The organism is Streptomyces viridochromogenes, assembly GCF_001270495.1.
In the GTDB taxonomy this organism is placed as follows: Bacteria; Actinomycetota; Actinomycetes; order Streptomycetales; family Streptomycetaceae; genus Streptomyces; species Streptomyces viridochromogenes_A.
The window spans coordinates 281551-304842 of sequence record NZ_LGUR01000230.1; the positions used below are offsets into that span (position 1 = coordinate 281551).

Annotated in this window: 24 protein-coding genes and 1 pseudogene; 24 read left to right on the plus strand and 1 reads right to left on the minus strand. The window is 65.3% G+C overall.

Annotation, left to right across the window (positions count from 1 at the left end; translation table 11 throughout):
* Positions 1-93: 93 nt before the first annotated feature.
* Entirely contained in the window at positions 94-972 is an 879-nt protein-coding gene (locus ADK36_RS34750; RefSeq protein WP_053200315.1) for a helix-turn-helix transcriptional regulator, read from the minus strand.
* 658 nt (positions 973-1630) lie between these two features.
* Between ADK36_RS34750 and ADK36_RS34755 the strand changes: the two genes are divergently transcribed.
* The 24 genes and pseudogenes from ADK36_RS34755 to ADK36_RS34845 all read left to right on the plus strand — a co-directional run bounded on the left by ADK36_RS34755 (position 1631) and on the right by ADK36_RS34845 (position 23278).
* Positions 1631-2017 carry a helix-turn-helix domain-containing protein gene (locus ADK36_RS34755; RefSeq protein WP_234329984.1) on the plus strand — a complete coding sequence of 129 codons (387 nt, stop codon included), beginning with the start codon at positions 1631-1633 and terminating at the stop codon, positions 2015-2017.
* Between the two features lie 58 nt (positions 2018-2075).
* Entirely contained in the window at positions 2076-2666 is a 591-nt protein-coding gene (locus ADK36_RS51645; protein ID WP_159391231.1) for a WhiB family transcriptional regulator, read from the plus strand.
* 64 nt (positions 2667-2730) lie between these two features.
* Entirely contained in the window at positions 2731-3087 is a 357-nt protein-coding gene (locus ADK36_RS49160) for a hypothetical protein (protein WP_159391232.1), read from the plus strand.
* On the plus strand, positions 3087-3953 hold the full coding sequence (locus ADK36_RS49165; protein WP_159391233.1) for a hypothetical protein: 867 nt from the start codon (positions 3087-3089) through the stop codon (positions 3951-3953). The genes ADK36_RS49160 and ADK36_RS49165 overlap by 1 nt, the downstream gene beginning before the upstream one ends.
* 2 nt (positions 3954-3955) lie before the next feature.
* Entirely contained in the window at positions 3956-4681 is a 726-nt protein-coding gene (locus ADK36_RS34760; protein ID WP_425315495.1) for an ATP-binding protein, read from the plus strand.
* On the plus strand, positions 4681-5037 hold the full coding sequence (locus ADK36_RS47065; RefSeq protein WP_078942870.1) for a DUF4326 domain-containing protein: 357 nt from the start codon (positions 4681-4683) through the stop codon (positions 5035-5037). Before ADK36_RS34760 ends, ADK36_RS47065 begins: the two co-directional genes overlap by 1 nt.
* Positions 5034-5453, plus strand: coding sequence for a DUF6195 family protein (locus ADK36_RS34770; RefSeq protein WP_053200321.1), 420 nt, complete (start codon positions 5034-5036; stop codon positions 5451-5453). Before ADK36_RS47065 ends, ADK36_RS34770 begins: the two co-directional genes overlap by 4 nt.
* A 62-nt stretch (positions 5454-5515) precedes the next feature.
* Positions 5516-6568 (plus strand): DUF2637 domain-containing protein, encoded by a 1053-nt coding sequence (locus ADK36_RS34775; RefSeq protein ID WP_053200323.1) that lies wholly within the window; start codon positions 5516-5518, stop codon positions 6566-6568.
* A gap of 85 nt (positions 6569-6653) precedes the next feature.
* On the plus strand, positions 6654-7202 hold the full coding sequence (locus ADK36_RS34780) for a hypothetical protein (RefSeq protein WP_053200325.1): 549 nt from the start codon (positions 6654-6656) through the stop codon (positions 7200-7202).
* Between the two features lie 1127 nt (positions 7203-8329).
* Positions 8330-8941, plus strand: a pseudogene (gene rplD / locus ADK36_RS50660) (50S ribosomal protein L4); the annotation flags it as partial.
* Positions 8942-9016: 75 nt separating this feature from the next.
* The gene (locus ADK36_RS50665) at positions 9017-11218 is read left to right on the plus strand and encodes a S8 family serine peptidase (RefSeq protein WP_338060812.1); all 2202 of its coding nucleotides are present in this window, start codon (positions 9017-9019) and stop codon (positions 11216-11218) included.
* Positions 11219-11986: 768 nt separating this feature from the next.
* Entirely contained in the window at positions 11987-12388 is a 402-nt protein-coding gene (locus ADK36_RS34785) for a hypothetical protein (protein WP_234329985.1), read from the plus strand.
* A 10-nt stretch (positions 12389-12398) separates the two neighbouring features.
* Entirely contained in the window at positions 12399-13376 is a 978-nt protein-coding gene (locus ADK36_RS34790; protein ID WP_053200327.1) for a bifunctional lytic transglycosylase/C40 family peptidase, read from the plus strand.
* A gap of 181 nt (positions 13377-13557) precedes the next feature.
* Complete coding sequence (locus ADK36_RS34795; protein WP_053200329.1) at positions 13558-13926, plus strand: SH3 domain-containing protein; 369 nt, start codon at positions 13558-13560, stop codon at positions 13924-13926.
* 102 nt (positions 13927-14028) lie between these two features.
* Positions 14029-14331 carry a hypothetical protein gene (locus tag ADK36_RS34800; RefSeq protein WP_063784567.1) on the plus strand — a complete coding sequence of 101 codons (303 nt, stop codon included), beginning with the start codon at positions 14029-14031 and terminating at the stop codon, positions 14329-14331.
* Positions 14332-14547: 216 nt separating this feature from the next.
* A complete protein-coding gene (locus tag ADK36_RS34805; protein WP_053200333.1) occupies positions 14548-15648 on the plus strand; it encodes a hypothetical protein in 1101 nt (366 codons plus the stop codon).
* A 73-nt stretch (positions 15649-15721) separates the two neighbouring features.
* Positions 15722-17266, plus strand: a complete 1545-nt coding sequence (locus ADK36_RS34810; RefSeq protein ID WP_234329986.1) for a hypothetical protein — start codon at positions 15722-15724, stop codon at positions 17264-17266.
* Between the two features lie 3 nt (positions 17267-17269).
* The gene (locus tag ADK36_RS34815) at positions 17270-18796 is read left to right on the plus strand and encodes an SCO6880 family protein (RefSeq protein ID WP_063784568.1); all 1527 of its coding nucleotides are present in this window, start codon (positions 17270-17272) and stop codon (positions 18794-18796) included.
* The gene (locus ADK36_RS34820; protein ID WP_053200334.1) at positions 18793-20229 is read left to right on the plus strand and encodes an ATP/GTP-binding protein; all 1437 of its coding nucleotides are present in this window, start codon (positions 18793-18795) and stop codon (positions 20227-20229) included. The genes ADK36_RS34815 and ADK36_RS34820 overlap by 4 nt, the downstream gene beginning before the upstream one ends.
* The gene (locus ADK36_RS34825; protein WP_053200336.1) at positions 20226-20612 is read left to right on the plus strand and encodes a DUF6238 family protein; all 387 of its coding nucleotides are present in this window, start codon (positions 20226-20228) and stop codon (positions 20610-20612) included. The genes ADK36_RS34820 and ADK36_RS34825 overlap by 4 nt, the downstream gene beginning before the upstream one ends.
* A gap of 8 nt (positions 20613-20620) precedes the next feature.
* Positions 20621-20875, plus strand: coding sequence for a hypothetical protein (locus ADK36_RS34830; RefSeq protein WP_159391235.1), 255 nt, complete (start codon positions 20621-20623; stop codon positions 20873-20875).
* Between the two features lie 41 nt (positions 20876-20916).
* Positions 20917-22365 carry a type IV secretory system conjugative DNA transfer family protein gene (locus ADK36_RS34835; protein WP_053200341.1) on the plus strand — a complete coding sequence of 483 codons (1449 nt, stop codon included), beginning with the start codon at positions 20917-20919 and terminating at the stop codon, positions 22363-22365.
* Positions 22362-22865, plus strand: a complete 504-nt coding sequence (locus ADK36_RS34840) for a hypothetical protein (RefSeq protein WP_053200343.1) — start codon at positions 22362-22364, stop codon at positions 22863-22865. The genes ADK36_RS34835 and ADK36_RS34840 overlap by 4 nt, the downstream gene beginning before the upstream one ends.
* Complete coding sequence (locus tag ADK36_RS34845; protein WP_234329987.1) at positions 22862-23278, plus strand: hypothetical protein; 417 nt, start codon at positions 22862-22864, stop codon at positions 23276-23278. Before ADK36_RS34840 ends, ADK36_RS34845 begins: the two co-directional genes overlap by 4 nt.
* Positions 23279-23292 lie beyond the last annotated feature (14 nt).

Genomic DNA, 23292 nt, shown 5'->3' on the forward strand with positions numbered 1-23292 from the left:
CCGGCTCCAAACCGCCCGTTCCGGCCCGGTGACGACCGAAGATCACCTACGCCAGCAAGACCTCCAGCCTGTCAGGCGCGCGGAAGTGTGAGGCTAGCTGTTGCTGTCGGGATCGGTCTTCTTGTCCAGCTCGGTCGCGAGGTCGTTCAGGATCGAGAGGACGTCGGCCGGCAGGCCCTCGGAACCGATCCCGCGGGCTCGGACTCGGCCCACCCTCCCCCGCTTGGCTGCCGACATCAGGCGAAGCCCTTCGTAGACCTGACGGGCGACAGCGTCGTCCGGCTCGAAGTACATACGAGCGACACCGAAGAACTGGGCGAGACCTTCCAGGACAACCGGCGCGGGGGCTTCGTCGGTTCCCGTTCGAAGAGCCTCGACTTTCGCGGCCGTAGTGACCTGCGAGCCCGCGTAGGCGTTCACCGCCTCCGCGATCTCTTCATCCCCCGGGGCGGTCCCCGCCGCGTACGAGCGTTCCAGGAGGAGAGTGATCTTCTCGGCGAGTGTCCGCGGAGGCTCCTCAGCCTCCGCAGCCGCAGCAGACTCGTCCTCTCCGCCTTCTCCGAATGACCGCTCCTGCGCGCGCCTCAGCTCGTCCTCGGTCACGCCGTAAGCCTCCGCCAGGGCAGGGATATACCTGTCCTTGAGGCGTCGGACCCCTTGTTCCGCTCCGGCCACCGGGCCGTCGCTCTTGGTGCCGATGATCGCTTTCGTCTCGTACCGGTAAAGGCCGGCATCGCACCGGAGGTCGGTGAGATCGGGCAAGCCGTCGCGAGGGAACAGCTCGTCCAACGGCTGATTGAGCACCTTGGCGAGGGCAGGCAGCTTCTCTTGATCCGGCACGCTTGCGCCCGACTCCCACCCCGCGACCGTAGAGTCCGCCGCGCCGAGGGCGGATCCCACGGCGGCCTGAGGGACCTCGGCGGCTCGACGTACCGCGCGCACACGGACCCTATCGAAGCGTCGAGCTGGCATCAGACCTCGTTTTTGGATGAACCGGAGAAACCCCGGACCGTTGACTTTCCGAAGGAACCACGATAGCTTCAGTTTAGCGAAAAACGAGAGGGTTCGCACCCCTCTCTGCCTTCACCTACCTGTTGACTCCCCCCGGGGACCGGCCAGGTGGAGAGGAGAAGCCGCGCGCGACTCGCGCGTGTTCCTTCCCCTCAAAACGCCATCGGCGTCCGAGAGTTCGCACCTCTCGGACGCCAGACAGCTCGTGATCCGCTGCCCTTGCGGGCCGCAAGATCACTCGCACAGCCGCTCCGTGTCCTTTCGCACGGCACGACGGAGCGGCGTACCACATAGAGGAGTGTCGCATGTCCCCTACTGCGGACTGCAACCCGAAGCCAGAGATCGCTTCCGAACCGGCTGAACGGCTAGCTGCACAGCTGACGTCCATGCTGCCCGGTGCCGCCGTCGTACAGGTTCGCCTCCAGGGCCCTCGGACAGTGTGGCCACACCTAGGGCTAACCGCCGTGAACGAACGTGGACACACCCTTCGGGTACCCCGAGCGAAGGCGCTCACCATCGCGCGGTGGATCATCCGCTCGTTCCCGCAGGCCGGTTGGGCAGCCTCGGGCGGCCACGCCTTCGATCTGCGAACGGCTCAGCTGCGCGGGCTGGAAGCGTGATGTCGGCCGTGGCACCGGCGAACACAGGCCCGACCTCCATCGGGCCCATCGAATTGCAGGGGCTCGCCGCCATGGTGAACCTGCTGGCTCAGGCCGGCGGCCTCGATGCACTGCTGAGCAACAGGCCGTCAGAGCCTCGCGATAGGCGTCTGCACATCGGATACAGCGAAGCGGCTGAACGACTGAACATCCCGGAGAAGTGGCTGCGTGAGCGCATCTCAACGCTGCCCCATCGAAAGTTCGGAAAGTTCGTGCAGTTCACGGAGGAAGACCTCCGCGCTATTTCCGACATGCATTTCGTAAACCCGGGCGCAGTGTCCGAAAAGGACGGCGAGTCGGCGTTGATGTCGCTTCAGCCCTCTAAGCGCTCACGCAAGCGCTTCTGATCTTCTCTTGCGCTCGTGCGCGTACACCGCGCGGCGCCGTGAACACCGTGAGATGCAAATGAGCATTGACATATACAGTCTCATCGAGGCTGCACATCAGGGGAATTGGTCGCCTCTCATAGAAGAGTCGAAGAAGGCCCCCGGAAAGCACTGGGCGGAAGACGCTAGGTGTTCTAACCAAGAAATCGACATCTTCGTTCCCCTCGGGGACGGCCCTCGCGAAGATCCCGACCTTGTGAAGCACAGACTGGGCACGGACCTCAACCGGCCGCGCAATCTCTGCGCATCGTGCCCGCTGGCTGTGGCTGCCCGGTGCCTGGTCGAATCACTGAGGGATGACGACGAGTACGGCATTCGAGCTGGCCTGCTGGCTTCGGAGCGTTCCGCACTGCGCGCCGCATGGCAGCAGCGGGCTAACGAAGACGCCGTCCAAGGTGCTCTCCAGGGCTCTACTGCGGTGTTGAGCAAGTTTGAGCGGGACGCGGTGATTTCTCGTTTCGCGACAGACCCGTCATTGGAACCTGCCGCTGTCGCCCGGGGACTCGGAGTTACGCGCGAGTATCTGTTGAAACTCGCGCGACGCCACCGGAAGAAGTCCCAATCCAGGCTGGCCGAATCCTTGCCTGCTGGCCGAGCCGACGCAGCCTGACACGCCTCTGCGAGGAAACGATCCTTGCCGCAAGGCAAGCCTTGCGATTACGGGAGTTCTCCCCATGTCTCAGAACAACCCTGCCGCTTCGGCGTGCGCAAATCTCAGTGCGGCGATCCGCGAAGTAGCTCCCACGGCAGTCCTTGCCCGCGTGTATCCAGAGCGCCGGTCTGTTACCCACCTCTTCGAATCGGACTTCTACCGCATGCTTATCGACCGGCGAACCGAAGAAAGAGTGGCACACATGATCAGGCGGAATTTCGGTGATTCCGCCGATTGGCGCCGCGCCCATGACTTCTACCTCCCCACCGGAACGTTGTACCTCACTCCCGAACCGCATCAGATCGGGTACATTCCCGAAGATGATCACTCTTTTGGCCTTGCTCTCGTCCGTCGCATAGCGATGGATGGGACTTGCTGATGAGCGACATAGCGACCGAACTGGTTTGGTCAAAGTCCAAGTCATGCAGGGGCTCGCGTCTGGTCATGCTCGCGCTCGCCCGCGAGGCCGACGATAAGGGCAGGGCCGCCCTGACCCTGGAGGAGATATCCGCCCTCACCCAACTCACCGCTCGCTCGATAACGAAGTGCCTCGGGGAGTTGACGACGCTCGGCGAAATCAGCCGCGAGCGCGGCGGGGGCGCCTCGAACCCCAACAGCTACTCAATACTCCTGTTTAACGAGGGCACTGAGACCCCGGCTGGTTCAGAGACAGAACTTCCATCTCCGCCCCTCGAGGCATCCCAAGGGGGAACGAGGTTCCACGAAGTTCCTTCCCACAACTCCCCCTCGATGACGGAAAGTGGGAAGTCTCTGAACCGAGACTGGGAAGTCCCTTCCTCGCGCGCGCGTGGTGGTAATACTCCCTACGGGAGTATTACCACCACCAAAAAGCAAGCTAGCTTGCCTGGGGCGAGCCGAAACCACCACCAAGCAGCTCATCAGGAGTCGGTCAAGGTTCCTGAAGGCGCCAAGGATCTGGTAACAGCCATCACTAATGCCGGAATGCTCGTCGGCTGGCGGCTGACCGAATCGGAATGGGATCGGGTAACAGCTCTCGCGGCCCGCTGGGGGAATGAACGGCTGGTCGGCATGATCGCGCGGCGATGGAACGCCGACCGACCCCCACAGTCGGCCCGCTACCTGCTTCGCATCTGGGCAGACCTCCCATCGCACGCCTCCGCAGCCGCATCCCCAGGCAGCGTCGTGCCACTGCGTCGCCAGCCCGGAGGATGGGCCCCCTTTCAGAACACAGCCGAACCCAGCGCTTACCAGAACGGATTTTGATCATGGCAGAGCCGGAAGGCGCAGGTAGCGCCCGGTCAATGCGCCGCCTGGAAGAAATACTGACTGCAAAAGGAATTCAGGTCGTGCCCGACAGCCCCGCCGACGAATCACCGGAGGAAAACCCGGGAGACCGCGAATGGCACCGTCGGGCTCGCGCCGAGTACGCGCTGAACCGGTGGCGGACCTCGACCCCTCCCCGGTTCAGCGATGCTGAAGCGACGATGCCGGAGGTCACCGCGTGGGCTGATCGCGCTCTCGCGGACAACGCTGGCGCTGGCGCTCTCCTCCTCACCGGCCTCACGGGGACGGGCAAGACCCACCAAGCCTACGGAGCCCTGCGGCGGATCGCGGCCGGCGGGCCGGACCGGTTCGAGCTGATCGCCGTCAACTCAGCAGACATGTACGGCAACCTGCGCCCCTCACAGGTCATGGGTGCGGCGGAACGGGAGCTGCGGAAGCTCAGCGAGGTGCAGTACCTGCTGCTCGATGACCTCGGTACGGCCAAAACCTCGGAGTGGACCGAGGAGGTGACGTATCGGCTCATCAACTACAGGTACAACCACTGCTTGCCGACGATCATCACGTCCAATTTGCCAGCCCGCGACGACAACGGGCCGGACCTGACCGACTTCGTCGGGGCTCGGGTGGCGAGCCGCCTGGCCGAGATGGTGACCAGCCTCGTGCCGATGGTCGGCGCCGACCGGCGGCGTGGCGGGAGGGCAGCCTGATGCCCGTCCGTCTTCGCGGAGCGTCCCGAGACGCCGCAGACTTGTCCACGGCCTGTGTATACGTCGGGCCCCACAGCCGATTCGCGAACCCGTTCAAGGCGGGAGACCGCGCTCCTTCTCCCCTCGGCCCGCCGATGGACGCGGCGGAGGCCGTGGATCTCTTCGCCGCCATGCTCCGCGGCCCGGTAGGCCGCTGCTACGCAGCCCGGTTCTCCCAAGCCCTGCGCGGTCGCGACCTGATGTGCACCTGTCCCCTCGGCGTGCCGTGCCACGCCGACGTTCTCCTCCGCCTCGCCAACGAGTCCGGCGACGGCGACGTGATCCGCACCTGCAACTCCCTGGAAGGCCCCCAATGAGTCACCCGATCATGTTCGCTGCGGCCAAGCACCTCACGACCGCCGAGGAGCGGCGCACGGCCGCGCGGGAGAACGCCTTCCGCACATGGGGGCCGAGGTCCGTCGCAGCAGCCGCGAAGTACGCGCGCCGCCTCCTGGGCGACGAGGCGGTCACCCTCGACTGGGAGGTCCTGGGTCTCCTCTCCTTCGAAGAACACCTGCAAGCCTTCGCCCCGCTCGACACCTTCGGAGGCCAGCACCTTGAGCTGTACTACACCGACCAGGGAGGCACGGAGCGCATCCTGCTGCGGGTGTCGTGCGTGAGCTGCCCGAGTCAGCATGTGCACGAGGTGACGTCGATGGAACAGCTCGGGCAGCTGCTGTCCCAGACCCCGGCCTGGCAGTCCATCGACCCACGCGACGGAGGCAATCTCTGATGTCTCGCGCGCACATACAGGCGCTCGCGACCCAACCGCAGGGGATCCACAGCCTTCGCGGTATGACGGCCTGGGACCGTTCCGCAATCATCCTGCTCGGCGCGGCCGGCTTCGCGTTCTCCTACGACGCACTGCGGCAGATCGCCATTGCCATCCACGCCCGGGAGACCCTGAGCTACCTGTTCCCGGTGTTCATCGACGGGTTCATTGCGTACGGCGTCCGAGCGATCGTGCTCCTCCGACACCAGCGCTTCGGCGCTCGCCTTTACGCCTGGTTTCTCTTCCTCGCGGCCACTGGGGCGAGTCTCGGCGCCAACGCCCTTCATGCGATCACGCTGAACCACGGTCCGCAGGCAGGACGGTCCGCGCTGCACCTCACGGACAGTGTCGTCGGGGTGCTGTCGACACTCGCGCCGCTGGCGCTGGCGGGCTCCGTGCACCTCTACATCCTGATGGCGCGGACCGCCGAAATGTCGGTCCGGGACGGCGCAGACAGCGGTCCGGGACCGGTCCGCCGAGATGTCCCGCCGCTCGGCAGCATCACGGCCCAGCCAGGACCTCGTCCGCTGGAGGCAACGGCGTCGGCTGAAACGCGAAGTGTCGAGGCTCGTCCGTCCGCAGTGGACAGTTCTGCTGGGACCGCCGTTGACCTGTGGAAACACGAGGATGCCCAGACTGCGGAACCTCGTACGGACGAGTCGAGCACAGGTTCGTCCGCGCTTGCGGACGGCACCGGTGCGGAGCTGGACCAGTCGGACGGACCGCCCGTCGCCCTCGCGAACCACGGGGCTGCCACGGCGCCCGCGACGGCGGCCGAGCCCTCCGTCCCGGCGACGGTCCGCACCGGTGCGGACGGCGAAAAGTCCCCCGTCCCGGACGGCGCCGAGTTCCCGCAGGACCGGGAGGCCGACAACGAATGGCTTGAGGATCTGCTGCCGATCGCACGGGCCGCTTCCGAGAAGGCGGGACGGATCAGTCGTGACGCCGTGAAAGAGGCCGTCCGCGCACACCAGCCGATTAGCAACGACCGCTTGGGCGTACTGCTGGCACGGCTGAAGGAAGAGGAGGACGAGGCCGCGAAGGCACCCGCCGCTGCCTCCAGCGCCCTCTGGTGATCTCATCTCATAGGTGCCCCCACGGCCTCCGCGGTTTCGCCCCGTAGAGGCCGTGGACGGTCCGCTTGATCAGGAAGGAAAGACCATGTGGCGACGCCGACAAGACCGAGCGGAGGACGCCGCCCGCCCCGATGCCGTGCAAGCGGGTTCCGCACTCGCGCTCCACCTCCAGAACGGTGGCGAACTTGCAGCGGTCCAGGTGGACGACCTTCCTCTTGCGGACGGGGAGATCGCCCTTGCGGACGTAACGTGCTCGGTCGCCCGGTTCTACGGAACCGACATCGTCGACCCGCGATCGGCCGGCTACTTCGAGGACCACCCAACCTTCGGCCGACGCTGGGTGCCCAACCGTCGGCTCGACGCCCGGCGTCGTCAAGAGGCGGAGGCTGCCGCTGAGCCGCAGTGGCGCGATCACACCGTGGCGCGGGTGGTCCTGACCTCCACCGGAGTACGGCTCAAGCCATCCGGTTCATCGACCTGGTTGCCGTTCGACCACGCCCTCCTGTCCGGGGTCACGACGGGACAGCCCGAAGTCGTGCTCTCCTACACCCTGTGTGCGCCGCTGCTCCTCACCGGACCGGCCGCGCCTTGGCTCGGCGTCGCGATCGAGCACCTACGGCGCACGACTTTCTAGAGATCTTCAGCTGTGCGGGTTACGAGGGGCGTGACGGCTGGCGTAACCCGCATCGTTAAAGATTTCTACCGGCCGTGGGCCGACTGTTGCTACTGATCGGTGGCCGGCCATGCGAACCCTCACCTCCGCGGTCTGCCCTTCGGGGATGCGCGCGGCAGTGAAGCGCCCCGGCTGAACGAGTGGCCTGGCGGCCCTGCCGACAGCGAACCGCAGCGCTACCCACCTAGCTTGGCGGTCACAGATGGGCGCACCCACAGGAGCTGCCAATGAGCGTTTCGTCCCTAGCCGAGGCCAGTGCCCTGCGCCTCACCCAGCCGAATATCGAAGCATCCCCGGTGCAGATTGCGGCAACCCCTGCTCCTGCACTGGCAGGCACTCCGCCGGTGCCAACCAATGTCGGGCCGTCTGGCCCACTGGCCCAGCTCTTTACTTTCATCCCAACGGAGACGCTCACAGTCTATGTGGCTGTAGACACAGCCCTAGGCGCAACCACTGCACCCAAGGGGCTCGCTCTCTGCAAAGCAAGCTTTGAGGCGCGATGGTGGTGGGTTGTAGGTCTCGCCCTTGCAACCATTGCACTGACGTGTGCGCTCAGCTATCGAAAACAGAGGCAGGCAAATCCGGCAGATTCGTTTCGAGCTCCTATTGCCGAGACAGCTGCCGCTACAGCAGGCTTTCTCATTTGGTCACTATCCTTGCCGAGTACTCCGCTAAGGGACTTCTGCGGGTACGATCCGTCGAAATGGAGTCCTGTCATCATTCTGGTCGGAACAATTTTGATTGCAACAATGCTCCACGTGGCTGGTAAAACCGTAACGTGGACCAAGGTACTTACGAGCGCAACACCGCCGGCCTGACGTTCGCTCGTGCAGCCCTTCCCGAATTTCGACGGCATGTTGGGATGTGTGTATATGTGTCCAGCTTCAAAGTGTAGCGTCCGCATGTGCAGATGCGATCATGCTGAGGCGGAGGTGTCATAGAGATAGAACCCGGCACCTAGCGTGCCAGGGTCCTTGTGGACTAGCGACATCCGCATCACCGGCGACGCGGGCTCCGGCGGCACCCGTCCCTCAGACCCGCGCACCACACATTAGGCCCTAAAACCCGGAAGGTAGAGGGCAGCGGGTTTGCGAATAATCGACGTACTCTCCCCCACTGGCGAGAAGACAGGGCGGATCGAACTTCCTCCAGAGATCTTCAATGCGAAGGTCAACCGACCCCTGATCCACCAGGTGGTTGTTGCTCAACGAGCCGCCGCTCGCCAGGGCACGCATAAGACCAAGACACGTGGCGAGGTTCGGGGCGGGGGAAAGAAGCCTTACCGCCAAAAGGGCACGGGCCGAGCCCGCCAGGGATCCAACAGGGCACCGCAACTCAGAAGCGGCGGCAAAGTACATGGTCCAGTTCCGCGTGACTACTCGCAGCGCACGCCGAAGAAGATGAAGGTCGCCGCACTGCGTGGTGCCCTCACTGACCGGGCTCAGTGTGACCGTGTCCATGTTGTCACGGGGATTACTGCTTCACGACTCCCGTCTACAAAGGCAGCTAAGCACCTAATTTCGTTGATCAGCGAACGTAAAAATGTTCTGCTAGTAATTGACCGCGCTGATGATGTCTCTTGGCTTTCCGCGCGAAACCTCCAGCAGGTGCATATTCTGGAACCGGAACAGCTGAACACGTATGACGTTATTGTTTCCGATGACGTCATCTTTACTGAGTCGGCGCTCCACCATTTTGTAAGGGCCTCGGCTCCATCCACTGCCCTCAACTTCCCCCCTGATGGAGGCAGGTCAATGCGCGTTATCGCCTATTTTATGGACAAAGATGAGGAAGGCCTCGCCCTCCGCACACTTCACAACGTTTCCCGCACTCGAAGCTATGTGATCGGCGATGTCAATACGAATGACATACCCCTGCTCGAACAGGGCGGCCTGACTGTTGACAAGATTTCCTCAGGTGCGATTGTCGAGGCTGCCTCAGCAAGCGAGAAAGTCCGCACTAGAAAGAACGTCGTTGATGATTCTATCCCGCTAGACGATAGGTCTCTTGAGGCCTCTACATCGCCGAGGTATTGGATACTTCAGTTGGCCGAACCGATGCTGGAGGATCACAGGGCGAAAATTGCGAGGATTGGCGTACACGTGCAGCGCGTCATTCAACCCAACGCATACTTGATAGTTGCCACAAGGAGGCAAGCGACGAGTTTGAACGGCTTGCCATTCGTGGCAGGGATAACAAAATATGAGCCACGCGTGGCAAATCCCATTCGACTCAGGCCCGAGATCGATGCAGAGTCACCTCGGAGCAATCTTCAGACATGGGACTTGCGCTTGACTGATGAGCATGCGGCTCGTAAATTCATTAACTGGCTGGCTAAGCACGCCGACTCCGAGGATTTTCAGATCCTGGGGTCTGCCGGGCACCGAGTTCGGATCAAATTGCCCGGCGGATCGATACTGGAACAAGAGATTCCGCAATTTGTCGGGGTCCTAGATATGGTGAAGTATGTGCCCCCGAAACTCTGCAATAGCGTTGCTCTGCAACTGATAGGGATCACAGGTGACAACCCAGGACATCGAATTCTCCCATATAGAGGAAGTGGTCAAACTATTGCAATAGCCGACAGTGGCTTGGATCAGCAGCATCCGGATTTCGCCGGTCGACTTGTTGGTGTGATCGGCCTTTGGCGCCCCGGTGAAACTAGCGACCCGCACGGCCATGGTACTCATGTGGCGGGCTCAGCATTGGGTGACGGTACGGCATCTAATGGAGAAATACAAGGTGTAGCTCCGGAAGCTCACCTATACTTCCAGGCTATTACAGACAACTACGGCCGCCTCGTACTTCCGCTTTCCCTGGCCGATGGGCTGTTTGAACCCGCCTATGCCGCAGGTGCCCGTATACACAACGACAGCTGGGGAGCCGAGACAGCGTCTACATATAACGGCAATTGTGACGATGTAGATACTTTCGTTGCGCGGCGGAGAGACATGCTGATTGTCATCGCCGCTGGCAATGCAGGAAACGAGGCAGGGCGGGTTCATTCGCAGCCCGGATATGTCGATTGGGAATCCATTGATTCCCCTGGGGCCTGCAAGAATGCGCTCACCGTGGGTGCCAGTAGAAGCACCAGAACCATCGGCGGTTACTCGCAAAAGCTCTATGGGCAAGTCTGGAGGGAAAAATTTCTAACCCCACCTATAGCGATCGAACGCGTTTCCGGGGACAAGGAAGCCATAGCGGCTTTCAGTAGTAGAGGGCCTTGCGATGACCAGCGCATCAAGCCCGATGTAGTGGCTCCGGGGACGGACATCTTGTCGACTCGCTCTAACCTCGCGCCTAGTCGCAATTTCTGGGGGGATTACCCTCCGAACATGAGGTATGCCTACCATGGCGGAACGAGCATGGCTGCACCTCTAGTGTCCGGCTGCGCGGCACTCGTCCGCGAGTACTATATGCGAACTCGCGACTTTACGCCTAGTGCGGCTCTACTTAAAGCCACTCTGATAAATGGCACACGTCCTCTCACTGCACCTGATTCCGTCGCCCGGGAGCGTCAATATCACCAAGGTTTCGGTGCCATATATATGCCGTGCACAATCCCTAATTCAAGTGTACCCAATCTAGTGTTGGAGTTTGAGGATCCTTGGCAGAACCCAGCTTTGCAGTTCCGGGCCGTTGGGGACTATGCGAGATTCCTCATTGAGGCAGGAAGCAGGTTGCCGCTACGTATATGCCTCGCCTACACTGACCTGCCTTCCAGATCTCTGCAAAACGACCTCAGCATAATCGTAAAGGATCCAGCCCAGGTCAAGCATATGGGAAATGCCGCATTCCAGCCACGACTGCTCAAGAGTGACACCACAAACAATGTGGAGATAGTCCGCTTGATGAGTCCGCAAGCAGGAACTTATGTGATTCAGGTGTTTGCGCGTAGCCTCCGCGAGCCTCCCCAAGATTATGCGCTTGTAGTTAGCGGTGACTTGAAGGGGTCTTTGACGCGTCTGCCAGACTGAGATTGCGTCTGGTCGAGAACGCCGACATCGGGACACTGCATAGACGTTAGATAGATGGCCAGGCCGTCCGAAGAGGCCTCCCCATCACAGAAGTCGGAACCTAATTCCTAGAATTAGGTTCCGACTTTTTTGCTGATTCGAGTTGTCCGCGAACCCCTGCGATGATTCAGGCACGGCCAGCGCCACAAGGCACTTCCTGGCCGATGGAGATTCGTGTATCGATCTTCCCTTAATCGAGCGAGGGGTTAACGACCTTGATATGAGTAACGGCTCATCCGAACCCTCAGCCTTGTTGCGCCATAGCACAGGTTGAAGATGACACGAAAATCGGCACTGACACGAAAGACGGCCGAAATCTCCCGTGCATGAGAGGCACCGAGGAGTAGGTGCCGCACCGCAAGGTCACCATCCATATCTCGAATCGGTAGTTGCCGGTAAATCCCGCAGAAGGAGGGATCTCCCCCCTCCTTCTGCGAAGGGGTGTTGCGGTCCCCACCTCCACGAGATCCACGAGACCGCAAACACCCGACTGTCGAAAGCCCCCTGCACCAAGGTTGTGGTTCCTGCATGCCTCGATCCGGCCGTTTTATACCTATATCCGCCACAATGACGATTATCGGTTCCCTTGCTGCACTGTCGACCGGATGCTCCAGCTCGACAGGCGGCCCCTCCAAGACCACGACCGCACTACCGCACTCCGTCTCGGTCGGCATCACCGAGACGATCTCACCAAGCGCGGGAAGCCCCGCGTCGCCGCCAAGTACCGCTTTGCCGAGGGACGTTGAGCGCACTGCGCGGGCTTTCACCACGGTCTACGCCGAGCACGACGCGCGCGACGGCAAGGACAGCTCGTACGCCGATGCCGGCGCTCGGGCGGCCCAGCTCACAGCAGGTGAACTGGTGGGCATCCTTGGCCAGAAGCGGCCGAGTCAGGACGCCGCGTGGGCCGCGCTGCGGGCCGAGAAGGCCCGCCAGACAGTCGAGATCACCTCGGCTGTGGTCCCCGACGGTGCACCGGCTGTGACGGCGTCCTCCGCCCTCGTTCGAGTGGGTTACACCCTCACGACGACCCCGAAGTCCGGGCACACGCGCCGCAGCAGCGAACATCTCGCTCTCCGTCTGGAGCACACCTCCAAGGGCTGGCGCGTCACCGCCTTGCCCTGGGCGTGACGGGGCCGCGATGAACAAGGGCACACAAGCTGGTCTGGGACTCTTCACGGCCGGGGTCATCTCGGGTGTCGCCCTGCTGACCACGTTCGGCGGGGCCGACAGCGCCTCCGCACGGGAGACCGGGCCGGGCGGCAGTATCACGACGGACGCGCCCGTTCCCGGCTGGGTCCGCGAACTCATCAACAAGCACGCGGGCGAGTGTCCGCAGGTCACGGCCTCGCTCTTGGCGGCTCAGCTGTACACCGAGAGCAAGTTCGACTCCGACGCGAAGTCGCGTGTCGGCGCCCTCGGTATTGCCCAGTTCATGCCAGCGACCTGGGCCCAGCACGGCAAGGACGGTGACGGGGACGGGGTCAAGGACATCCTCAACCCGGTCGACGCCGTCGCCGCACAGGCCGCGTACGACTGCACCTTGGCCAAAGAGGTCAAGAACGTGCCGGGTGAGTCGACGGACAACATGCTCGCGGCGTACAACGCGGGCGGCCCCGCGGTGATCAGGTTCAGCGGCGTGCCCCCGTACTCCGAGACCCGCGACTACGTGCGGAACATTCGTGCGCTGGCCTCGAAATGGGCGGACGCCGTCCGCCCGGACGCTCCGGCCGGCAAGGGCGCGGCTCGTGCGATCTCCGCCGCGAAGACGGCCCTGGGCACCTGGTACCGGTGGGGCGGCAACTGCGTCAGTCCCTACACGGGGGCAGGCGGCTGCGACTGCTCGTCACTCACCAAGATGGCCTGGGCCTCGGCAGGCGTAAACCTCCCCCGGGTCACGTACGACCAGGTCCACGCCGGGACCGCCGTCAAGAGCGTTTCCCAACTCGCTCCGGGTGACCTGCTGTTCAGCATCCCCGGCAGCGCGGGGCCCGAGCACGTCGGCATGTACGTCGGCAATGGCCAGGTTATCGACGCCCCGCGCACGGGGGCGAAGGTCCGGATCAAACCCCTCAGTTACTGGAAGCCGCAGATTGTCGCGATGCGGCACGTCGGCTAACCACTTCGGAATCCCCAGTCCCAGTCGATTTCGGCAAACTCCCACCCCCCGGATTCGCCTGACGTCCAGCCAGGCCCCCAGCCGTCGCTGGCCGATGAGGGCGCAGCCACGCGGCTGGAGTAGGCCGCTTCCGCACGCCCTGCAGTAACCCAATCAAATCTCTTTGAAAGGCAGGACTTTCATGAATCTGCGTACCCCTGCGCGTCTGGCCACTCCGGGTCTGCTGGCCCTGTCGGTGGTCGCCGGCGTGACAGCAACCACCACCTCACCGGCCAGCGCCGCCAACAGCGTCGGCACGAAGGCTTGCACCGAGTGGGTGCATTTGAAGACCACCGTGTCTGCCACTGTGAAGCTGCGCAGCGGGCCGGGGACCAAGTACGTCGCAATGAGGCAGCTCGCCAAGAACACGAAGGTCTACTGGGACTGCAACCGCGGATCGACCGGCAGCGGGAAGTCGTGGGGCCACGTGCTGGTGAAGTCGGGCGCGAACAAGGGCAAGTCGGGCTGGGTGGCCCGGACTTACATCAACACGCCGATGCAGCTCTCCTGACGAAGGAATTCGCCGCTGCCAGGGAATCCAATCCCATTCGATATCCAAAGCATTAGGGGCACCAATATGCACAACTTGCTGTCTGCCGCTGCCGAACCTTCCTTGCACTCGACTCTCGCGGCCGGGGCCGACGTCGTGTCCGGCGTGAAGCCGGACTGGGGCCCCTTCGGGAAGCTCGGCAACACGGCAAAGGTGATCTTGGGCGTCATCGCCGCCGTCGTCCTCGTCGTCGGCGCTGGCGCATTCCTCGCGGGTGTCGGCAAGTCCAAGGGCTGGTTCGGTGAAGGCCACAGCACCATGGACAGCTCGCGTGGCAAGGGCATGATGGTCGGCGGCCTGACCTGCGTCTTCCTCGTGGCCTCGTTCGGCACCATCTTCGCCATCACGTACGGCATGGGTGTGTGACCCATGGTCTCCCGATCCCGAAGGAGGAACGATTCCTCTGCGAAGGCGGCAGGAGCACGCAAGCCGTTGGCCAAGCTCTGGGGTATCGCAGCCGGCGGGGCGGCCGTGGTTACCGCGGCCGGGGTGATCGTCAGCCTGGCCACGGGCAACCCTCCCGCTCCTGCTCCCCCCGCGTCAGCACCCGTCCACTCGGCACCGCAGGCGGGGGGAGAGGGCGTGCGTGAGGTGCACAGCGTCCCCGTGGGCTACCCGCACACTCAGGCCGGCGCGAAGGCGGCGGCGGCCAACTACACCACAGTGAGCGGCAGTTCTGCCTTCCTCACGGACAAGGACGCTCGACACCGCGCCGTGTCGGTCATGGCGGCCAAGGGCACCGCCAGCACGGCGACGAAGAAGGCTGACCACGCTGCCCGTGAAGCGGTCAGCGCACTCCGGGGCGACAACGCCAAGGTCTCGACGAAGAAGGCCATCGCCCGTACCGGCGTCCTGTCGGCTCACATCCTGGGCTTCGACGCTCATGGGGCGATGGTCCGGCTGTGGACGACGACGGTTCGCGGTAGCGCGGCCGGGCATGCGACGCCGAAGGTGGGCTTCCAGTCGGTGACGGTCACGCTCACCTGGGAGTCCAACGACTGGAAGCTGAAGGCCAGTTCGAGCACGAGCGGGCTGGTCGCGCCGATCGACGCGCGGCAGGCGTCCAACGTCACGAGCGACTTCTCCGACTATGTACCGGCCGCTGCAGAAGACCCCGCCCTGAGCGGTTGGGCTGGTCAGGACGGATTCCCTGCACCGTATGCGCGCAGCGAGCGCGGCGCCCGTGCCGCCGCTGTCAGCGCCACCATGCTCTACGGCGACCCGAGGTTCTTCACCGATGAGGACTGGCGGCACCGGATGCTGACGGCCACCGCAGCGCCGGGCGTGCTGCCCTCGGTCACGTCAGACGCGGACTCGACGGCCCGCCTGGTCATGGAGAACCGGGGGGTCGGGGCCGGCGGCAAGACGGCCGACGGGAGCGAACTGATCACGCGGACGGCGGCGCTCGCCACCCGCTCGATCTCGTTCTCCGACCAGGCCGCGAGCATCGAGGTGTGGACCGCGTCTGTGGGCGGGGTCGCCGGAAAGGACGAGACACAGCGCCCGCAGGTCGCCTTCCTCCGGATGACCGTGGACCTGGTCTGGGAGGACGGCACCTGGAAGACGACGGCCGTTACGCCGTCCGAACCGCTCGTGCCGTCGCCGCCGGCCATGCAGGAGGCGGACCCGGCCGACAGCTTCGCGGACGTGGGGGGTGCCAGCAATGCGCCTGCGACTGCGTGACGATGCCCCTGGGCTGCTGAGCGTCGAACGGGGTACCCCGAGCCGCTGGCGGAGCCGCGTTCAGACGGTGGCCATGGTCAACGTGATCATCGGGTTTCTGCTCGTGCCCTCTGCGGTTGCCAATCCGTTCTGCTACATCCCGATGGTGTGCGAGGCGAAGGCGGCGATCGACTTCGTATCGGATCCGCTGGGCTTCCTTCTCCAGAAGCTCACCGAGGCCAACATCTGGTTCCTGCGCAAGATGCTGGAGCTGATCCAGAACACGACGAAGATCGATCTCACCTCGCCTGGCTTCCTGAAGCAGTACGCGATCATTTTCGCGGCCTCCAGCCTGCTCACTGTGGCCCTGTGGTTGATCGCCGTGGCCAAGAGGGCGGTCCGCGGGGTCGCCCTGACCACCGCGGTCTCCGAGGCGATCGGCTTCTTGCTCCTCCAGTTCGTGGTCAACGCGATGACTCCGGGCGCAATCGCCTTGCTGATGAGAGCCATTGACGAGGTCACAGCCGTTTTCGAGCCCTACGCGACCGCGAACTTCAAGCCGTTCCTGGAGAACATCCTCAAGACGATGGCAGCAAACCCCACCGCGGGCGTGGGTCAGCTGTTGGTCGTCAACCTCATCATGATGTTCGGCGCTCTGCTGATGTGGATCGAGCTGCTGATCCGCAGCGCGGCCATCTACGTGGCCGTCGCTCTCGGCCCCATCGTGAACGCCGGGCTCGTCGACCGCGATCTGTGGAACAAGAGCAAGAAGTGGTTCGCCGCCATCTTCGCAATCGGCCTGAGCAAGCCTGTGCTCTTCGCCCTCCTCGGCCTCGGCGGCGCACTCCTCAGCGACACCTCGGGCAGCATGTCCGACGAGGTCTCCAAGACGCTGGTCGGTGCGCTGATCCTCCTGCTCGCCGTCTTCGCGAGCGCCACGCTCTACAAGTGGACGCCCGCCTTCGGCGACGAAATGGCCCAGCTCCACCACGACCGGAAGACCGCCCAGTCATCGGGCCCGGCCGCCGCGATCGACGGTCCCGGCCAGCACGCGAACAGGGCGATCGGGGCGCGTGTGCAGGACTCCTTGGTCGGTGGCAGCTCGAAGACGGCAGGCAGCAAGGCGGCAGGCGCCAAGATGGGCGGCGGAACGGCCGTAGCCGGGCCGGTCGCCGCCGGGGCAACCGTGGCCAAGGCCGGGGTCGACATGGCGAAGAACAAGGCCACGAGTTCCCCCGGCATGCAGGGCACCGACGCCGCCAACGGCAGCACCCCCGAACACCCCGAAGGCCAGCAGGGCGGCGACGACCACGCCGGTACCCCCGGTGCACCGGCCGCAGCTCGCCCAGGGGGAGCGACCTCCGACCCGGTCGTCAGCTCTCCTTCAGACTGGTCCTCGGCCGGCAGCCACGCAGCGTCCGGACGTCCACCGGGAACCAGCGGAGCCCCGAGTACGGCACAGCCGCACTCGCCGCCGGCTCCCGATCCGGCGGTCTCCTCCCCGACGCCGCCACCCGCCTCCCCCTCCGCTGCATCAGGAACCACCTCGGGCTCCGGGCCTTCGGTCACGCCCCCGCCGCCGTCGCGTCCGTCGGGCGGCCAGGCACCCGGACGTCCGAACCCCAGCAAGGATCAGTGACCCATGTCGACTCGTACGTATCAGTTCGGAAAGCACCGCCCCACGGGGCTGGTGGGCCGCCGCGACCTCGGCGAACAGGTCGTTCTCGGTGGCGGTGCGGTCACCGGCATCCTGTTCGGCTACCTCTTCAACGGAGCGACGGCCATCGCCGCGACCTTCCTCGTCCTGCCGATCCTGCTCGCCCTGGTCATCGTGTACGCCCCGTACCGGCCGAAGGGCACGTCCCAGCGGCGCACGCTCTACCGCTGGTGGCGGATCAATCACTACCACCGCAAGGCGCTCCGCCGTACCGGCGGCGTGTGGGTGTCCCCGGCCTTTGAGGCCGGCGTGGGCCGCGACGGCACCCCGCCGGATGCCGCCCTCGCGGAGCCGGAGGGCATCACGGGCATGACGTGGGTGCCGGTCACGGTGCGCGGGCAGAAGGCCGTCGTGGTCCTCCAGCCGGAGGCCGGGTGCGTCACGGCCACCCTGGAGATCGCCTCCCCCGGCCTCGGTGGCAAGGAAGTCGGTGAACAGGTCGTCGCCCTGGAGCGCTGGGGCGAACTCCTCGACGCCTTCGGCAACGTCGAGGAACACCCGGTGAAGAGGGTTCAGGTCCTCGCCCGGCAGATGAAGTCCGACCCCTACGCGCACCAGCGGTTCATCGCTCAGCGCGACGAGTCGGCGGCGACGGCCGACGCGCCGCAGTGGCTGAAGGACTCGTACGACGTCCTGGCCAACGCCGTATCCACCTCGGCGGAGGAACACCGCTACTACATCACCATCCACGCCAAGTTCACCCGCGACCTGGCGGCCGAAGGCGCGGCCCGAGGCACCGGTGACGAAGGGGTCGCTGCCGCCATGGCCGCATACCTGGAAGAGCTGTGGTCCCGCGCGGAGGACGCCGACCTCTCCGTGATCGCACCCCTGGACGAGGGCCGGATGACCGCGTTCATCCGCAATTCCTACGACCCGGACCACGCCATCTGGGACACCGAACTCCCGCGAGCGCACGCCTTCCCGCGCAACGTCGACGTTCGCAACGGCGCTCACGTCGCCACCCGGGCCGCAGGCTCGACCGACAGATGGTTCCACGCCACGGCCGCCGTCGTCGGGTGGCCCGCCACGCCCGTGGGCCCCGACTTCCTGTCGCCCCTGCTGATCGGAATGCCCGACGTGATCCGCACCATCTCGATCACGCAGCAGCTTGAGCCGAACGACAAGGCCGTGGAACGGATGCTCGCGGAGGACACGAACAACCAGGCGGAGATGGACCGCGACCGTAAGCGCGGCAAGAACATCGACCCGCGCGACCGGATCGCGGCGGACGCCACCGGATCACGGGGCATGGCCCTGGCCTCCTCCGGCGCGGCCGGCTCCGCCGTCGTCGGCTACATCACCATCTCCTCCCGCAGCGTCGAGGAACTGGAGCGCACGAAGCGCACGACCGCTTCCCGTGCCCGCAACGCCCACCTCCGGATCGAATGGCTCGACCTCGAACACGCAAGGGCCTTCGCCACGACCCTCCCCCTCGCCGGAGGCATCAAGTGACTGACCTGCTCGACCTCGCCCCGCTGTCCCCCATGTATGAGACGGTGCGCCGCCCGCTCTACACAGAGACGACCACCAGCCAGGCCCTGTACCTTCCGATCGCGCCGCCGACCCTCGGCACTGCGGGCGCGATCATCGGCCGGGAGCTGTACTCGGGGAAGGCGTTCATCTACTGCCCCTTCTCGGCGTTCGGTGATGGCCTGCCCGGCGGGAACATGATCGTGATGGGCGACACCGGCCGGGGAAAGTCGGCGCTCACCAAGACCTACACCGCACGGCAGATCCGCCTCGGCCGTCAGGTGGTCGTGCTCGACACCAAGGAGCAGAAGGAGCGGGAAGAGGGCGAGTGGGCCGCGCTCGGTCGCTCGTTGACCGGGAAGGCCCCGGTGAAGTTCGCCCCGGGGGGCGGGCGCGGCGCCTCCTGCATCAACCCGATGGACCCCGCCATCGCGGGCAAGCGGCAGATCGAGCTGGTTCGGACGATCGTAGAACTCGGCCTCGGCAAGGCCCTGGACGAGTTCGCCGGCTCCGCACTGCGCATCGCGATCCGCCGCGCCCACCAGCGGGCGGGTGCCCTTGGCCGTACGCCGGTCCTGGCGGACGTCGCCGCCGCGCTCCGGTCTCCGGAGGAGTCCGACGCCACGGCCAAGCAACGGACACGGGACGAACTCCTCGGTGACGGCCTCGAAGCGTCCTACGTGCTGGACCGGCTCTGCGGCAGTGAGCAGGACGCGACCGGCGACCTCACCGGCATGCTCGACGGGCCGACCAGCCTCGGCGTGGATCTCGACGCCGACATGATCGTCTTCGACCTGACGAAGGTCCCGTCCGGAGGCGTCGCCATGACCATCCTGGTCGCCGTCATCAGCGTGTTCCTCGAAGAGGTCTGGCTGCGTCCGCTGTGCGAGTGCGGGACGGAACCGGGACAGCACGATCGGGTCGTGGTCGACGCGAACTCCGGAGCTTGGGAACTGGGTCCGAACCCGGAATCGGGCTGCCGCCGCTATACCCAGCGCAAGCGCATCCTCGTCTGCGAGGAGGCGTGGCACATCCTCGGAACTCCCCAACTCGCTTCGCTGTTGGAGAAGTTCCTGAAATTCGCTCGTGGCTACGGACTGTCCTGCATCTTCATCGTCCACCACCTGTCGGACATCGATGACAGCCCGGAGACCCAAGCGGCGCTGAAGATGGCGGACACCATCGTCATCTACTCGCAGAAGAAGTCCGAGGCAGAAGTGACGGTGTCCCGGCTGGGCCTGCCGTCCTGGACGATGGAGCACATCATGCGCCTGCGCCGCGGAATCGCTCTGTGGAAGGTCGGCGAGGTCATCTATCCCGGCGTCCAGCACCTCCTGGTCGAGGCCGAGCAGCACCTGTGCTTCTCCTCCGGCTCGATGACCGACCTGACCAGCACATCTCCGGACACCGAATGAGCAGGTACCGCCACCTCTCCGCCGCCGATCCCTTCCACGCAGATTCGGAGCGCGCCCCCTCCATGACCATCACCACCGACGCGACCACTCTCCCAGCCGACGAGCACGCGGTGCGGCAGGACATCGATCAGCTGCACGCCGATACTCTCGAACTCGCGCGCCGTACGAAGGCGCTGGCCACCGCGCTGGATCACGGCGACTACTCCGCCGCCGGGGGCCGCGTCCATACGGCCGTCGCTCACATCTGGCGAGCTGCCGAAGACCTGCACAGCGCCTTCCACACGGCGCCGCCGCGCTGTGCCGGGCCGGACGCGTCCCTCTCCCGGCTCTGCGGCCGGCGGATGCGCTACCTCGCGGCCCGCGTCGCACGGAGGGCCGAGTAGTGGACGTCATGCCTAGTGGGATCTCCCTGGCCCTGTACGTCCTGACAGCCGTGTGCGCGGTGGCCCTGGTCACGGTCTGGGTCCTGCTGAACCGGAGCCGGCGCAACGCCGGATTCGCGAGCAAGGGACAGCTCGAGCGCCAGATGTCGGCCAAGGCAGTCCTGCGGGCCACCGAAATCCGCCCCTCCCTCACCAGCGACAACGGCCACCCCACCCACGCATCAGGTGTGAGCTTCGCGAAGGACCACTCCGCCGTTCGCTGACCTTCCCTCTCCTCGTCGCCCACCTCGTTCCGGAGCACGTCATGCACCGCCCGCTCGATCCTCACGATTTCGGCTACTCGCTGGGCACCTCGCAACGCCCGAAGGGCGTCGAGCTGTGGTCCCGCGCCGACAAGGCATGCCGGGTCATCGGCCCCATGGGCAGCGGAAAGACCATGCGCTTCTTCGCGCCGACCATCCGCAACTGGGCCGGTCCGGTCCTGGCCACCTCGACCAAGCCCGACATGGTCGAACTGACCCTCGACGCCCGGCGACGGGACGGCCGCCCCGTCGCGGCCTTCGACCCGCAGAACATCGCTCCGAGCCTCCCGAAGTTCCGGTGGACGCCGATCAACGGCGCGTCCGAAACGGAAGTCGCGATGATGAGGGCCAAGGCGTTCGTCGCAGGCTCGCGCACTCCCAACAGCGCGGCACAGTCCAGCGAGGGCAGCGCCTTCTACAAGGGGCAGGCTTCCAAGATCCTTGCCGCCTTCCTTCACGCCGCAGCCCTCGACGGCGCCACCCTCGACTGGGTGCTGAAGTGGGCACGCAAGCTTACCGACCCGGCGCCTCTCGGCATCCTCAACGCTCACCCCGGCGCCGGCCCCGGCTGGGCGGACATGCTCCGCACGGCCACCACGGGCGACAGCCGCACCGTCGGCAACACCGCTTCGACCCTCGACGCGGCTCTCGAACCCTTCATGCACCAGTCGGTGATCAAGGCCCTCCAAGGAGACGCAGAGGACCCCACGGACTTCGACGCGTTCCTCGACGCTGGCGGCACCCTCTACCTTCTCGGCAAGGACTCGGAGGTGAACAGCGTCGCACCGCTGACCACCGCGATAGCCGAAGACCTCTTGGACCTCGCCGAGGCGCACGCCCTCACCTCCTCGGCCGGGCGGCTCGACCCCGCTCTCCTCGCGGCCTTGGACGAGGCGCCGAACATCGCGCCCATCCCCTCCCTTCGCCAACGCGTCGCCGACGGCCGGGGCCGAGGCATCACGGTCGTCTATGGCCTCCAGGCGTGGGCGTCGGCCCGTGCCCGCTTCGGCGAGGACACCGCCAAGGAGCTGGCGGCCTTCACCAACAACGTCATCGTCCTGCCCGGGGACAAGGACCCCAACTTCCTCAAGGACATGTCCGACCTGTGCGGTCAGGTCGAGCGAGAGCGCACGACGAAGACCACGTCCGGCGGGGACCGCGGCGGCCACTCGACCGCCACGCACATGGCGCTCGAACCAGTCCTTCGAGGAGACGAGATCAGGGGTCTGCCCGAGGGGCACGCCCTGGTCCTCGCGGACAACCTCCCACCGATCGTCACCCGTCTCGACGGCATGTGGACCTGGGAGTCCTGGTCCGAGATCGAGGGTCACGTCCGAGACCTGCGAGCCGCCAACAAAGCCGAGCGGACCCGGCGGGCCTCCGAGAAGAAGAACCAGGCCAAGGCCCACGCCGCCGCGTGGGCCGGCCGTGAAGGAGCGGCTGCCGCATGAACGAGACCCTGGCCCACTTCGAGCCCTTCCCCGAGCCGCCCGCGCTGATCCTGGAGTACATCGCGGAACGGACCGCGGAAGAGTCCGTGGTCGACGGCCCCGCCCCGTGGGACCTCGGCGCCCTGTCAGCGGAGTTGATCGAACCGATGCCCGCGTGGCTCGACTCCGTGTGCCGCTGGCTGAACGGACGGTACGCGTGGCAGCCGCAGGACGTGATCCCGCCCTGCTGGGCGAAGCACGAGGGCCTGGCATACGAGATCGCGGCCCTGGCCTTCGCCAGGGGAGACGCGTATATGGAAGCGGGCTCGTCCGTGATCTGGCACGAGCAGTACGACCGATTCCTCACTCGGATGAACAAGACGTTGGGCAAGGCGGGCGACGAATGCCGCGTCGGCAAACACGAGGAGCGTCCGGCGCGTTTCCAGCTCGCGGCCTGGCGTACTACAGCCCAGGGAGAAGCGACGGGACCTGCGGGACGAGTCGAGGAGATGGCCGGATGATGACGGACCCCAACATGGTCTTCTCGACGGACTCTCGTCACGGACTGGTGGCGCGAAGCGGCTGGGAGCAGGAGGAGGCCCGGACCGTGCTCCGTGATCTCGGTTGGGAGTGGGCGGAGGAGCTGCACGCGCTCGTCCCGCCGGACGACGTGCCGAAGGCCGACGCCGGACTCCAGGCAGTGGAGAAACTGCACCGGCACGGGCACCGGACCGGGTACGCCGTGGGTCCGTACGGCACCATGCGGTTGACCCTGGCTCGCGCGGAACAGGTGTTCACGAAGGTCGCCTCTCGGGAATCTGCTGCGACCGAGCCGGGCCGAGCACAGACAGAACCGCGGTCTGCCCACCGTGACGCGGCGGTCATAGACGGGGCTGAGACCGTGACGATTAGCTCCGAGCCTCCGGCGATCTAGCTGTGTTGTCCGGG

Coding starts and splice junctions, on each gene's coding strand:
- ADK36_RS34750 (WP_053200315.1), bottom strand. CDS start 972: ATGCCAGCTCGACGCTTCGATAGGGTCCGTGTGCGCGCGGTACGTCGA.
- ADK36_RS34755 (WP_234329984.1), top strand. CDS start 1,631: ATGTCGGCCGTGGCACCGGCGAACACAGGCCCGACCTCCATCGGGCCC.
- ADK36_RS51645 (WP_159391231.1), top strand. CDS start 2,076: ATGAGCATTGACATATACAGTCTCATCGAGGCTGCACATCAGGGGAAT.
- ADK36_RS49160 (WP_159391232.1), top strand. CDS start 2,731: ATGTCTCAGAACAACCCTGCCGCTTCGGCGTGCGCAAATCTCAGTGCG.
- ADK36_RS49165 (WP_159391233.1), top strand. CDS start 3,087: ATGAGCGACATAGCGACCGAACTGGTTTGGTCAAAGTCCAAGTCATGC.
- ADK36_RS34760 (WP_425315495.1), top strand. CDS start 3,956: ATGGCAGAGCCGGAAGGCGCAGGTAGCGCCCGGTCAATGCGCCGCCTG.
- ADK36_RS47065 (WP_078942870.1), top strand. CDS start 4,681: ATGCCCGTCCGTCTTCGCGGAGCGTCCCGAGACGCCGCAGACTTGTCC.
- ADK36_RS34770 (WP_053200321.1), top strand. CDS start 5,034: ATGAGTCACCCGATCATGTTCGCTGCGGCCAAGCACCTCACGACCGCC.
- ADK36_RS34775 (WP_053200323.1), top strand. CDS start 5,516: ATGACGGCCTGGGACCGTTCCGCAATCATCCTGCTCGGCGCGGCCGGC.
- ADK36_RS34780 (WP_053200325.1), top strand. CDS start 6,654: ATGTGGCGACGCCGACAAGACCGAGCGGAGGACGCCGCCCGCCCCGAT.
- ADK36_RS50665 (WP_338060812.1), top strand. CDS start 9,017: ATGGACAAAGATGAGGAAGGCCTCGCCCTCCGCACACTTCACAACGTT.
- ADK36_RS34790 (WP_053200327.1), top strand. CDS start 12,399: ATGAACAAGGGCACACAAGCTGGTCTGGGACTCTTCACGGCCGGGGTC.
- ADK36_RS34795 (WP_053200329.1), top strand. CDS start 13,558: ATGAATCTGCGTACCCCTGCGCGTCTGGCCACTCCGGGTCTGCTGGCC.
- ADK36_RS34810 (WP_234329986.1), top strand. CDS start 15,722: ATGGTCAACGTGATCATCGGGTTTCTGCTCGTGCCCTCTGCGGTTGCC.
- ADK36_RS34815 (WP_063784568.1), top strand. CDS start 17,270: ATGTCGACTCGTACGTATCAGTTCGGAAAGCACCGCCCCACGGGGCTG.
- ADK36_RS34825 (WP_053200336.1), top strand. CDS start 20,226: ATGAGCAGGTACCGCCACCTCTCCGCCGCCGATCCCTTCCACGCAGAT.
- ADK36_RS34830 (WP_159391235.1), top strand. CDS start 20,621: ATGCCTAGTGGGATCTCCCTGGCCCTGTACGTCCTGACAGCCGTGTGC.
- ADK36_RS34835 (WP_053200341.1), top strand. CDS start 20,917: ATGCACCGCCCGCTCGATCCTCACGATTTCGGCTACTCGCTGGGCACC.
- ADK36_RS34840 (WP_053200343.1), top strand. CDS start 22,362: ATGAACGAGACCCTGGCCCACTTCGAGCCCTTCCCCGAGCCGCCCGCG.
- ADK36_RS34845 (WP_234329987.1), top strand. CDS start 22,862: ATGATGACGGACCCCAACATGGTCTTCTCGACGGACTCTCGTCACGGA.